This is a genomic window from Jannaschia seosinensis (assembly GCF_001408515.1).
Classification (GTDB): Bacteria; Pseudomonadota; Alphaproteobacteria; order Rhodobacterales; family Rhodobacteraceae; genus Jannaschia; species Jannaschia seosinensis.
Map to the genome: position 1 here is coordinate 14,502 of NZ_CYPR01000199.1, position 12,831 is coordinate 27,332.

The following is a 12,831-nucleotide window of genomic DNA, read 5'->3' on the forward strand; positions in this document are numbered from 1 at the left end:
CTCCTTGCTGAGGGTCTGCCGCCTCTTGCGGGCGGTTCTTCGTGTGTCAGGTCGTTTCCCGGGGACGGGTCCCGGTGCCGGCGATCGCCTCGGCATAGAGCGCGAAACGCGCGCGGGCGGCATCGGTGCGGTTGCTGTCTTGCGGGGCGGATGGCGGCGGGGCTTCGGCTGCGATCTCCTCGAAGAAGTGGCAGGCGGCGCGGTGGCCCGGAGCGGTGCCGGTATCGCGCAGGGGCGGGGCGGCCGTTTTGCAATCAGTGCGCGCGAAGGGGCATCGGGTGTGGAAACGGCAGCCGGATGGCGGGTCGATCGGGCTGGGCATTTCTCCGGTCAGGGGGATCCGTTGCCGGGTGTGGCCATGCTCGGCTACGGGAATCGCCGAGAGAAGCGCCATTGTGTAGGGGTGGCGCGGATTGGTGAAGATCTCGTCGGTCGGGCCTTCCTCGATAACCGCACCCAGGTACATCACTGCCACGCGATCGCTCATATGACGGATCACGGCGAGGTCGTGAGCGATGACCACCAGCGTCAGGCCGAGACGGTCGCGCAGATCGGCAAGCAGGTTGATGACCTGTGCCTGCACGCTGACATCTAGCGCCGAAACAGGCTCGTCGCCGATGATGAGCTTTGGTCCGGAGGCGAGCGCACGGGCGATGCCGATGCGCTGGCGCTGTCCGCCGGAGAATTCGTGCGGATAACGGTCGGCATGTTCGGCACGCAGCCCGACCTGCGCCAGAAGCTCTGCCACCTTCGACCTGCGGGCCTTCGCCGGAAGCTCGGGGGCATGCGTCTCAAGCGGCTCACCGACGAGGCGCCCCACACTCATGCGCGGGTTCAGCGAACTGAACGGGTCCTGAAAGATGAACTGCATGTCGCGCCGCAATTCCCGCAGGGTACGACCCTCGGCACGGTCGATCTGGCGGCCTTCGAACTCCATCTCCCCGGAGGTCGGCGCGATCAGCCGCATGAGCATTCGGGCCAGCGTGGACTTCCCGCAGCCGGATTCGCCCACGATCGCCAGCGTCTCTCCCCGCTGAACCGACAGGGAAACGTCGTCGACGGCCCGGAGGATCTTCGGCTTCGCGAACAGAGAGCCGCCGACCTTGAAGTCCCGGGTCAGGTTCGCGGCCTTCAGGATGATGTCGCTCATGCGCTTCGCTCCAGCCGGTCATCGAGCGGGGCGAAATGGCAAAGCGCGCGGTGGCCTCTGCCGAATTCGCGCTGGGGCGGGGTCTCGGCGCAGACGGGCTGCGCGAAGGGGCAGCGCGTGGAGAAGCGGCAGCCTGCGGGCATCGTCTCGACCGTCGGCACGGTGCCGGGAACGGTCGTCAGGCGTTCGCGCGGTCCGGTCAGGCGCGGCATCGAGGACATGAGCCCGATCGTGTAGGGGTGCTGCGGATCGTTGAAGATGGCGTCGGCGGGACCTGCCTCGACAATGGTGCCGGCGTACATGACCGCGACATTGTCGGCGATTTCGGCCACGACACCCAGATCGTGCGTGATCATGATGGTCCCCATTCCCGTCTCGGCCTGGAGATCGCGGATCAGGTCGAGGATCTGGGACTGGATCGTCACATCGAGCGCGGTAGTCGGTTCGTCGGCGATCAGCAGGGCCGGGTCGTTGGCGAGCGCCATGGCGATCATCACGCGCTGGCGCATGCCGCCGGAAAGTTGGTGGGGATATTCGTTCATCCGCGCCTCGGGGGCGGGAATGCGGACGCGGCGAAGCATTTCCACGGCGCGGTCCCGGGCCTGCGCCTCGGACACGTCGTTATGCGCGGTGACGGCCTCGGCGATCTGGTCACCCACCTTGAACGCGGGGTTGAGCGAGGTCATCGGCTCCTGAAATATCATCGCGATGTCGGCGCCGCGATGACGGCGCAGGGCTGCCATATCATTCAGGTCGTACCGCTCCCCGCGAAAGCGGATGTCGGCTTCGTGGATGTGCGCGGCCCCCTGAGGCAGAAGGCCCATAATGGCGAGGGAACTCACGCTCTTGCCGCAGCCGGATTCCCCGACGATGCAGAGCGTCTCGCCCGCTTCGACGGAATAGCGGACGCCATCGAGCAATCTCGTCTTGGAGGTGCCGAAGCCGAGACTCAGGGCCCGCACGTCAAGCAAAGGAGCCGCGGAAGGGGAGGGGGCGCTCTGAACCAATGTCAAAACCATTCGTTGATTGGTTGCAGCCTACAGGTCCGCTTCTGTCCGTCAACCGCGATTCTTGCGGGCCGGCACCACAGGCGCAGCACCCTTTCTCGTCAGCTTCGATCTCGGCGGTGAAACCTTTGACTGTCAGCCTTCAACCTCGCTGTGAGAACGGCTTCCGGCAGAACAGGCGCGGCGTGATCTCGGCGCCGTGTCGCAAGCGTGGCAAGAGCCGTTATGCGTCTGCTTCGCATCGACCGACACGAGCGACCAAAGGATCTGCGATGGTGCCAAATAAATAGCCGGGCCAATCCGCTCATCCCGCCTGTTGACATCACGTCACCCAGTCGAAAAGGTGAGGTGGTCAGACCAATATTAGGCAAGCCATGGCCAGCGATTCGCAGCAGTCTCAGATTTCCCTTCGTCCGCTGGAGCGGGACGGCTTTGCCACACGCATTCTCAAATCGCTTACCGCGTATATTCAGGCCGCCGAATTGAAGGCCGGGGACCGGCTGCCGACAGAACGGGCGCTGGCGGCGCAGCTTGGCGTTGGCCGTTCGACCGTCCGCGAGGCGCTGCAGACGTGGCAGGCGATGGGATTGGTGCAAATCCGCAAGGGCAGCGGCACCTATCTGGCGCAGGACATCCGCGCGACCTCGCTTCACGTGCCGGTGACGATCAATCTGGAGCGCGAGGCCGTGCTGAACTCCCTCGAGTTGCGCCGCGCGATCGAGACCGACGCCGCGCGGCTTGCCGCCCGTCGGGGGCGGGCGGAGGACGTCGAGCGGATACGCGCTGCGTTGGAGGAGATGGAAGCCGCCTATGCGGCCCATGGATTTGCCATACGGCAGGACCGGACATTCCATGAGGCGATGTTCACGGCCAGCGGCAACCCGCTTTACCTGCAGATCTTCCAGCAAATTATCACCCGTATCTCCGACGCCTTCAACGGCTCGCGCGAAAATCCCTTCGTGACCGAACCCTACGCGGATGAGAGCCAGCCGGATCACCGCCGGCTCTACGAAGCCGTGGCAGAGGGGGACGAGGCCGGGGCCGTCGCCGCCGTGATGCGCATCATCGACTTCGTGGAGGCCGCCCTGCGCCATGACCAGTGACCCCGATATTCCCGCCGATTTCGCCACGATCCTGACGGAGGACAGCGACACCGGCGGCGCCGCCGTCCCCCCGATCACGCAGACGAGCCTCTTCACCTTCGACAGCGTCGACGCGATGGAGGCCGCCTTTCGCGCCCCCGAGCGCAACCCGATCTACACCCGCGGCATGAACCCGACGGTGCGGGCGTTCGAGAAGAAGCTCGCAGCGATCGAGCGGGCCGAGGATGCGCGCGGCTTCGCCAGCGGCATGGGCGCGATTTCGGCGACGTTGCTGGGCCTTCTGCATGCTGGCGATCGGGTGGTTTGCGTGAACAACGTCTACCCGGATGCTTACCGGCTGATGACCGGGCTCATGGCGCGGATGGGGGTCGAGACGGTGTTCGTCGACGGCACGGACATCGCCGCCGTGCAGGGGGCGGTGAAAGGCGCGAAACTGCTCTACCTCGAAAGCCCGACGAGCATGACGTTCGACGTGCTCGACCTGCCTTCGCTGGCCGCAATCGCGCGTGCCGCCGGGGCGATCAGCGTGATCGACAATTCCTGGGCGAGCCCAGCCTTCCAGCGGCCAATCGAGCACGGCGTGGACCTCGTACTGCACTCGGCGTCGAAATACCTCTCGGGGCATTCGGACACGGTCGCGGGCGTGGTTTGCGGGCGAGCGGACCTGATCGCGCAGATCAATCGCGTCGCCTATCCCAGCCTCGGGGCGAAATTGTCGCCGTTCGATGCGTGGCTTTTGATCCGGGGCATGCGCACGCTTCCGCTCAGGATGCGGCAGCACCACTGCTCAGGGCTGGAGGTCGCGACGCGGCTGGCCGGGCACCCGGCGGTGAGCGAGATGCGGCATCCGGGGGTCGGCGGCACGCTCGACGGCTCGACCCTGTCGGGATGGTCGAGCCTGTTTGCCTTCAGGATGCAGAGCCCGAAGGCGGCACGGCGGTTTTGCGATGCGCTGCGGCTGGTCCGGCTGGGCGTCAGCTGGGGCGGCCACGAGAGTCTGGCCTTCCCGACGCAGCTCGGCCTGATCCAGCCCGGCCTGACGAATTCCTTCCACGCCTTCGGTGTCTCCGACGACATGGTTCGCCTGCATGTCGGGCTCGAGGACGTGGAGGATATCTGGCGTGACATCGAGCACGCGCTGGAGATCAGCGAAGCGCCCGGAGAGGCGTGAGCGAAGCTGGAACGCAACTCAACAAGGGAGAGAGTGAATGAGACTGAGAACCACTTTGGCGGCTGCGGCGCTCGCCACCGCAGGGGGCAGTATCGTATCGGCCGAAACGCTCCGTGTGGTGGAGGTGCTCACCACGAACGAACGTACCGGCCTGATGAACGAAATCGTCGCCGCGTTCGAAGCGGACCATCCGGATGTGGATGTCGAGCTGATCTCGGTTCCCTGGGACTCGGCCTTCGAGCGCATCCTGACCATGACCATGTCGGGGCAGCCGATCGACGTGATCGAGATGCCGGAGCGCTGGATCTCGACGCTGGCGATCAACGATGTCGTGCGCGACCTCGAGCCTTGGCTGAACGAGTGGGAGGGCGCGGAGCAGCTGACCGACGCCACGATGGACTTCACCAAGATCTATGACGATACGTCGTATTTCGTACCCTACGGCTACTTCGTGCGCGCGCTTTACTACAACAAGCCGCTTCTGGCCGAGGCCGGATACGACGCTCCGCCCGAGACGTGGGAGGAGTTCAACGAGATGTCGCGGGCCATCTCCGAAATCGACGGAAAATACGGCTACTGCCTGCGCGGCTCTTCCGGAGGGTTCGTCGGCTGGTGGCTTGCCGTCTCGGCGATGACCGGCGCCGACAGCTGGTTCGAGGAGGACGGCACGTCGATCTTCGACAGCCCCGAGGCCATCAAGGGCATCCAGATGATGCTCGACCTCTACAACGACGGCGCGGCGCCGGAAGATTCGGTCAACTGGGGCTTTAACGAACAGGTCTCGGGGTTCTATTCGGGAACCTGCGCCTTCATGGATCAGGATCCCGACGCGCTGATCCAGGTGCGCGAGCGTATGGGCCGCGACGACTTTGCGGTGGCGCCGGTGCCGATCGGTCCGGCCGGACAGATCTCGCCGCCGATCGGGATGATCGGATGGGCGGTGACCAACACGTCCGAAAACCCCGAACTCGCCGAGGACTTCATCGGGCGGCTGCTCGCGCCGGAGGTGAATCTGGAATGGGCGAAGTTCATGGGCATCGTCCCGGCGGTCGAGATCCCCGCGGATGACGCGTATTACAACGATCCGCAATTCGCCGGCTTCTTCACCGAACTCGAGGACGACCGCTGGGACCTCATGACCTGGCCCGCGCACCTGCCCGAGCTTGGCGAGTTCTTCGACGTGATCGCGGTCGAAACCAGCCAAGCCGCCCTTCTGGGCCAGATGACGGCCGAGGAACTGGGGCAGGAATGGGACACCTTCCTGACCGCGGCCCAGCAGCGCTGGATGTCCGAGCAATGAGCGTGGCTGCGGACAGCCCGGCGACTTCCGGGCGTTCGCCGTCAAGACCTCGGCGGCGGTTTGCCGCCGCCGAGGCGTGGTTTTATCTTGCCCCGGGCATTTCGATCGTGGCGCTCGTGATGCTGGTGCCGCTGGCGGTGGGCATCTCGTTCAGCTTCCAGAACTACGTCATCTTCCGGCCGATGTCGCGCGGGTGGAACGGGGTTGAGAACTACATCGACCTCTGGACCGACCGCACCTTCTGGCTGGCGCTGGCGAACACGGCGCGGTGGACCTTCTGGTCGGTTGCATTCCAGCTTGGCCTTGGCCTCGGTCTCGCCCTGATCCTCAACAAGCCGTTCCCGGGCCGGGCGGTGTTCCAGTCGCTCGTCTTCTTGCCATGGGCGGTGCCGACCTTTCTGTCGGGCCTGAACTGGCAGTGGCTCTTCAACCCGATCGTCAGCCCCTTGCCCGCATGGCTGACCGCGGTGGGCGTGCTGGACGCGCCACGCAACATTCTTTCCGACCCCGATCTGGCGCTTTACGGCCCGATCACAGCGATGATCTGGTGGGGCGTGCCGTTTTTCGCGATCACGCTGCTGGCCGCGCTGCGCTCGATCCCGCAGGATCTCTACGAGGCCGCCTCCATCGACGGCGCCTCCGCATGGCAGTCGTTTCGCCATATCACCGTGCCGTTCCTGATGCCGATGATCACCATCACGATCCTGTTGCGCACGGTGTGGGTCGCGAATTCACCCGACCTGATCTTCGTGATGACCGAGGGCGGGCCGGCGAACTCGTCGCAGACCCTGCCCAACTACGTGTTTACCAGCGCCTATAAATCGATGGATTTTGGCTATGCCTCGGCGCTGGCCACCGTCCTGATGGTGCTGCTGGTGATGTATTCCGTCCTTCTTCTCTTTATCCGCGGGAGGCTTGGCCAATGAAGACGATGACCGGGGCCGCGCTGTGGCTGGTGCGGCTGGCCTATCTGACCTTTGCGCTATTCCCGTTGTTCTGGCTGATCCGAATCTCGCTGACGCCGGACAACCTGCTCTATTCCGAGGGGACGACGATCTGGCCGTCGAGCATCACGCTCGCCAACTTCACCTACGTCATCGAAGAGAGCCCGTTTCCCGTATTCTTCGGGAACACCGTCATCGTTTCGATGGGAACGGCGGTGGCCGTCACGTTGCTTGCGGCCGGGATCGGCTATGCCTTCTCGCGGTTCGAATTCGCGGGCAAGCGCGCGCTGATGGTCTTCCTGGTGATCACGCAGCTCTTCCCGCTGGTGATGGTGATCACGCCGCTTTACCAATTGCTGGCTCCGATCGGTCTGGTGAACACCCGGATCGGGCTGATCGTCGTCTTCACCGCCTTCAACCTGCCGTTCGCGGCCTTCCTGATGCACTCGTTCTACGAAGGCATCCCACGCGAGTTGGAGCAGGCGGCGATGATCGACGGGTGCACCCGCTTTCAGGCGCTGATCCTGATCATCCTGCCGCTGATGCTGCCGGGCATCGGCGCGACGCTCGGCTTCGTCTTCACGGCCGCCTGGTCGGAGCTTTTGTTCTCGCTCATGCTCATCACCTCCGAGACGAAGAAGACCTTCGCGGTGGGGCTGCTCAGCTTCGTCGGCAAGTCCGGCGTGGATTGGGGGCAGATGATGGCGGCCGCCACGCTGGCGCTGATCCCGCCCGCGATTTTCTTCACACTCATTCAGAAATACCTCGTCGGCGGCCTCACGGCCGGCGCGGTCAAGGCATAGGGAGGGTCGCCATGGCCGAAGTTTTACTCAGACAGGTGGTCAAGCGCTACGGCGCCTTCCAGGCCGTCCATGATTTCGACCTCGACATCGCGCATGAGGAATTCGTCGTCTTCGTCGGCCCCTCGGGCTGCGGCAAGTCCACCACGCTGCGCATGATCGCGGGGCTCGAGGAGATCTCGGGCGGCGAGATTCAGATCGGCAGCCGGGTGGTCAACGACCTGCCGCCGCGCGCGCGCAACATCTCGATGGTCTTCCAGAACTACGCGCTCTACCCGCACATGACCGTTCGCCAGAACCAGGGCTTCGGGTTGCGCATGGCCAAGCGTCCGAAGGAGGAGATCGAGGAAAAGGTGAACCGGGCGTCCAAGCTCCTCGGGCTTCGGGAGTTCCTGTCGCGCCTTCCTGCCGCCCTGTCGGGTGGTCAGCGTCAGCGGGTGGCCATGGGGCGGGCCATCGTGCGCAATCCCGACGTGTTCCTCTTCGACGAACCGCTGTCGAACCTTGATGCGAAGCTGCGCGGGCAGATGCGGACGGAGATCAAGAAGCTGCACGACAAGGTCCGGACGACCGTGATCTACGTCACCCACGATCAGGTGGAGGCGATGACGCTCGCCGACCGGATCGTGGTGATGCGTGACGGGCGGATCGAGCAGGTGGACACGCCCTACGAGGTCTTTCACGCTCCCGCCTCCCGTTTCGTCGCAGGCTTTATCGGCAGTCCGCCAATGAACCTGATCGAAGCCCGCACCGTTGCGGATGGCGACGGCATTTCGGTCTCGGCGCCGGGTTGGCCCGCGCTTCCGCTCGACCCCGCGATCTTCGGCCAGGTCGGCCCCGACAGGGCGGTGACGCTGGGGCTGCGTCCGGAGGCCATCGCGCCGGAGCGGATGGCGGGGTCGATGGCGAGACCGCTCGCCTTCAATGCCGACATCACGCTGGTCGAGCCGTTGGGCGGCGAAGCCCTGCTGTTTCTGAAAATGGGCAAGGACGAGATCACCGCGCGCATCTTCCGGCCAAGCACCCGGCTCGCCCCCGAGCGGGATGTTCGCTTTGTCGTTGATCTGGCCGAGATGCACCTGTTCGATGCCGGGACCGGCGCGCGTCTCAACGCCCCGAGAACCGCCATCAGCTGAAGGAGCCGAGATGACGACCCCTCGCGACCTTGACCAACTGGCCATCATCGAGCGCCGGCTACTCTGGCTGGCTTGCTGGATGGTGCACAACGCCAACCATGTGCGCGACAATCCCGAGGGGCTGAAGGTGGGCGGGCATCAGGCAAGTTCCGCGTCCATCGTCTCGATCGTGACCGCGCTCTACTTTACCGCGCTCAAGCCTGAGGACAGGGTGGCGGTAAAACCGCACGCTTCGCCCGTCTTTCACGCGATGCAGTATCTGATGGGCAAACAAACCCAGGAGAAGCTGGAGGCGTTTCGCGCCTTTGGCGGAGCGCAGTCCTATCCCTCCCGCACCAAGGATACCGACGACGTGGACTTCTCGACCGGATCGGTGGGTCTGGGCGTCGGTATCACCGCCTTCGCGTCATTGGTGCAGGACTACATCGCTGCGAAAAAGTGGAACTCCAGGTCGATCGGCCGGATGGTCGCGCTTGTCGGCGATGCGGAGCTGGACGAGGGGAATGTCTACGAGTGCCTGCAGGAGGGGTGGAAGCACGACCTGCGCAATGTCTGGTGGATCATCGACTATAATCGCCAGAGCCTCGACGGGATCGTCCGCGAGGGGCTATGGCAGCGGGTGGAGCGGGTTTTCGGAACCTTCGGCTGGGATGTCGTGCGCCTCAAGCACGGTGCGCTCCAGCGGGCGGCGTTCGACGAACCCGGCGGTGCGGCGCTGCGCGACTGGATCGACGACTGCCCGAACGACCTCTACTCGGTGCTGACCTACAAGGGCGGCGCGGCGTGGCGCGAGCGGCTGATGGACGACATCGGCGATCAGGGCGATGTCAGCGCACTTCTGGAGCGGCGCAGCGACGGCGAACTCGGGGCCCTGATGTCGAACCTCGGAGGGCACTGCCTCTCGACGCTGACCGAAGCCTTCGCCGCCGTGGACCATGACCGGCCGGTGTGCTTCCTCGCCTATACGGTCAAGGGCTGGGGCACGCCGCTTGCCGGGCACAAGGACAACCACGGCGGCTTCATGACGCGCGCCCAGATGCAGGAGTTTCAGAAGACGGCCGGCGTGCCCGCGGGTGCGGAGTGGGACCCGATGGCGACGGTGGAGGAGCCGGCGGCCCTCCAGGCCTTTCTCGAAGAGGTCCCGTTCTTCAGGCACGGACCGCGGCGGTTCGCGGCGCCGCGCCTCGACGTGCCGGAAATCGCGCCCCCCGCGGGCGAGGCGCTATCGACCCAGGCCGCTTTCGGCCGCATTCTCGATGACCTCGCCAAGTCGGATTCGGATCTCGCCGGGCGGATCGTCACGACATCTCCGGACGTGACGGTCTCCACCGGCTTGTCGAGCTGGGTCAACCGCCGGCACCTCTTCGCGCGCGAGGCGGTGGCCGATACGTTTCGGTCCGAGAGCGTTCCCTCTACGCAGAAATGGCAGTTCCGGCCGGACGGGCAGCATATCGAACTGGGCATTGCCGAGATGAACCTGTTTCTTCTCCTCGGCGCGGCGGGCCTGTCGCACGAGCTTTTTGGAGAGAGGCTGCTGCCCATCGGCACCGTCTACGATCCGTTCGTGGCGCGCGGTCTCGATGCGCTCAACTACGCCTGCTACCAAGATGCGCGGTTCATGATCGTCGGGACGCCGGCGGGCGTCACCCTCGCGCCCGAGGGCGGTGCGCATCAATCTATCGGCACGCCGCTCATCGGCCTGGCACAGGATGGGCTCGCGGCGTTCGAGCCCGCTTTCGCCGACGAACTTGCTCAGATCATGGATTGGGCCCTCGATTACATTCAACGCGACGGGGCAGGTGATCCGGACGAGCGGACATGGCTGCGCGACGAGACGGGTGGCTCGGTCTATCTGCGCCTCTCGACCCATGTGATCGATCAACCGGGCCGCCGCCGCGACGAGGCGTTCCGTCAGGGCGCGATCGATGGCGGATACTGGATGCGCCCGCCGGGACCGAATTGCGAAATCGTGGTCGCCTATCAAGGCGTCGTCGCGCCTGAGGCCATCGCCGCCGCCGGAATGCTTGGAGAGCAGCACCGCGATGTCGGCGTTCTCGCCGTCACGTCGGCCGACCGCCTGAACGCAGGATGGACAGCGGCGCAGCGTATGCGCCGGCGCGGCAAGCCCGGCGCGCGATCCCATGTGGAGCGCCTTCTGGGGACGCTGCCGCCGCATTGCACGATCGTCAGCGTCATTGACGGCCATCCCGCGACCCTCGGATGGTTGGGTAGCGTGGCCGGCCATCGGACGGTCCCGCTCGGCGTCGAGCATTTCGGGCAGTCGGGGCGAATATCCGATCTCTATCGACATTTCGGAGTGGATCGTGCGACGATCGTGGGGGCCGTTCTTGGGACGTCGGCCATCGATTGACGCGCGGCGCCGGACCGGCATCCCAGGACATCACTTGCGCGAGTAAATCCGTCAGATATGCGTGAGGTGCAGGTGCCGCTTTCGCTTCGGGAGCTGTTGGGCCCCAAGCGGTTCCGCCCGCAGCCTGAGGTCACGTCACGAATGTTCTTCCGCCGCCGTCGCGGCGAGGGCGCGGTTGAACACGCGCAGCGCATCGACATGGAGGAGGACGCCCAGCACCTCCGGACCGTCAGCTCCGTCGCCCAGGCGAACGACGGCCAGAAAGTCGCCGTTCGATCGTTCGAATAACGGCATTGCCTTCTCAAGCGTATCGCCCGGAGCCACAAAAAGGGCCTCGTTGACTGCTCGGCGCACGCGATCCTCGGACGGGGCTTTGGGATGGTCCGGCGACTTCATGACGCTCGAAACCTTGAACATGGCCAGAAGATAGGCTTGCGGTCCGGCGGCGAGATGAATGCCCCGCCGCTCGAGTTGCGTCAGGAAGAAGGAGCGGTCGACGAGTCGGGACGACAGGGAGGTTGAGATCGACACGGCCACCATGACGGCGAGACCGGTTTGCCAGTCGCCCGTCAATTCGAAAACGATCAACGTGGTCGATATCGGAGCGCCGAGCACCCCGGCCGCCACTGCGCCCATTCCCGCCAGTGCATAGAGGGTCTCCGAGCCCGACATCTCCGGGAAGACGCCGGTCGCGATGGAGCCGAACGCCAGCCCGGTGAGCGCCCCCACCATCAGCGCAGGCGAAAAGATACCCCCGCCCATGCGTCCGCCCATCGTTATCGACACCGCGATGACCTTGAGAACCGCGAAGACGACCGCCTCGTGAAGGACGAGGTCCCCCGACAGCGCCGCCGATGTCGTCTCGTAGCCCACGCCGATGATATGCGGAAAGCCAAGCGCCAGCGCGCCGAGCAGCAGGCCCGAGACCGCCGGACGCAGGACCGGGGGCAGCGACAGGCGGGCCTGCATGGCGGTCGCGGCATCCTCGGCCAGAAAGACGGACCGCATGAGCGTTACCGCGACCAGCCCCGAGACGAGGCCCAGAAGCACGAAAGCCGGAAGCTCTGCGTAAAAGCCGAGCGTGTTCGTTTCCCGCAGCGCGAATTCGGTGACGTCGCCGAAGGAGGTGCGGCTGATGACCGATCCGGAGGCTGCGGCGATGGCGATCGGCGCGAAGGCGTGGACCGAGAAGTGGCGCAGCACCACCTCCATCGCGAAGAGCGCACCCGCCAGCGGAGCGTTGAAGCTCGCCGCGACGCCCGCGGCAACGGCACAGCCCAGAAGGTCGCGCCCCGTCACGCCGTCGGCGTTCAGCCGGTTCGAGACCCAGCCCGCGATCATGCCGGTCATGTGCACCACCGGCCCCTCCCGACCCGAAGAGCCGCCCGAGGACAGGGTGATGAGAGAGGCGGCGATAGAGGCGAGACCGGCGCGACGCTCGACCCGGCCTTCCTTCATGGCCGAAGCCTCGATCACTTCGGCCGGCCCCCGCACGCGCGCATCGGGAGTGAAACGCGTCAGCAGGATCCCCACGATCAGCCCGCCGATGGCGGGCAACACGAGGACCCAGAACCACGGCAGCGTCTCGACGAAGCTGTGCAGGCGGCGCGGGTCGTCGGTGCCGTAGAGCGCCGTCTGCAGCAGTTCGATCCCGGTCATGAAGGCGACGGCGGCGTATCCGGACGCGACCCCTACCGCGAGCGCGATGAACCAGAACTGGAACTTCGAAGGGCCCCGCCTGCGGATCAGCGACCAGCTCTCCGCCAAGGCATTTCGCAGCCGCACCGATGCGCCACCGCGTGACTCGTTTGCGGGCGACGCGGTTGCGGAGGAGGAGGGGTCGCGCACC

Annotated in this window: 10 protein-coding genes; 7 read left to right on the forward strand and 3 right to left on the reverse strand. The window is 65.5% G+C overall.

What is annotated here, in order from left to right:
* Positions 1-46: 46 nt before the first annotated feature.
* The gene (locus tag JSE7799_RS14805) at positions 47-1,150 is read right to left on the reverse strand and encodes an ABC transporter ATP-binding protein (protein ID WP_055664295.1); all 1,104 of its coding nucleotides are present in this window, start codon (positions 1,148-1,150) and stop codon (positions 47-49) included.
* Positions 1,147-2,112, reverse strand: a complete 966-nt coding sequence (locus tag JSE7799_RS14810) for an ABC transporter ATP-binding protein (RefSeq protein WP_245624906.1) — start codon at positions 2,110-2,112, stop codon at positions 1,147-1,149. Before JSE7799_RS14810 ends, JSE7799_RS14805 begins: the two co-directional genes overlap by 4 nt.
* A 419-nt stretch (positions 2,113-2,531) precedes the next feature.
* Between JSE7799_RS14810 and JSE7799_RS14815 the strand changes: the two genes are divergently transcribed.
* Genes JSE7799_RS14815 through JSE7799_RS14845 form a run of 7 tightly spaced genes read left to right on the forward strand, consistent with a single transcriptional unit; the run spans position 2,532 to position 10,982 of the window.
* The gene (locus JSE7799_RS14815; protein WP_055664297.1) at positions 2,532-3,260 is read left to right on the forward strand and encodes a FadR/GntR family transcriptional regulator; all 729 of its coding nucleotides are present in this window, start codon (positions 2,532-2,534) and stop codon (positions 3,258-3,260) included.
* Entirely contained in the window at positions 3,250-4,431 is a 1,182-nt protein-coding gene (locus JSE7799_RS14820) for an aminotransferase class I/II-fold pyridoxal phosphate-dependent enzyme (protein WP_055664298.1), read from the forward strand. The genes JSE7799_RS14815 and JSE7799_RS14820 overlap by 11 nt, the downstream gene beginning before the upstream one ends.
* A gap of 37 nt (positions 4,432-4,468) precedes the next feature.
* Positions 4,469-5,731 (forward strand): ABC transporter substrate-binding protein, encoded by a 1,263-nt coding sequence (locus JSE7799_RS14825; RefSeq protein ID WP_083480614.1) that lies wholly within the window; start codon positions 4,469-4,471, stop codon positions 5,729-5,731.
* Positions 5,728-6,657: a carbohydrate ABC transporter permease gene (locus tag JSE7799_RS14830; RefSeq protein ID WP_055664300.1), complete on the forward strand. Its 930-nt coding sequence runs from the start codon at positions 5,728-5,730 to the stop codon at positions 6,655-6,657. Before JSE7799_RS14825 ends, JSE7799_RS14830 begins: the two co-directional genes overlap by 4 nt.
* Complete coding sequence (locus JSE7799_RS14835) at positions 6,654-7,478, forward strand: carbohydrate ABC transporter permease (protein WP_055664301.1); 825 nt, start codon at positions 6,654-6,656, stop codon at positions 7,476-7,478. Before JSE7799_RS14830 ends, JSE7799_RS14835 begins: the two co-directional genes overlap by 4 nt.
* Positions 7,479-7,489: 11 nt before the next feature.
* Positions 7,490-8,611, forward strand: a complete 1,122-nt coding sequence (locus JSE7799_RS14840) for an ABC transporter ATP-binding protein (RefSeq protein ID WP_055664302.1) — start codon at positions 7,490-7,492, stop codon at positions 8,609-8,611.
* Between the two features lie 10 nt (positions 8,612-8,621).
* A complete protein-coding gene (locus JSE7799_RS14845; RefSeq protein ID WP_055664303.1) occupies positions 8,622-10,982 on the forward strand; it encodes a thiamine pyrophosphate-binding protein in 2,361 nt (786 codons plus the stop codon).
* Positions 10,983-11,117: 135 nt separating this feature from the next.
* On the opposite strand, the gene JSE7799_RS14850 is transcribed toward JSE7799_RS14845, so the two are convergent.
* Positions 11,118-12,767 carry a chloride channel protein gene (locus tag JSE7799_RS14850; RefSeq protein ID WP_055664327.1) on the reverse strand — a complete coding sequence of 550 codons (1,650 nt, stop codon included), beginning with the start codon at positions 12,765-12,767 and terminating at the stop codon, positions 11,118-11,120.
* Positions 12,768-12,831: the final 64 nt, after the last annotated feature.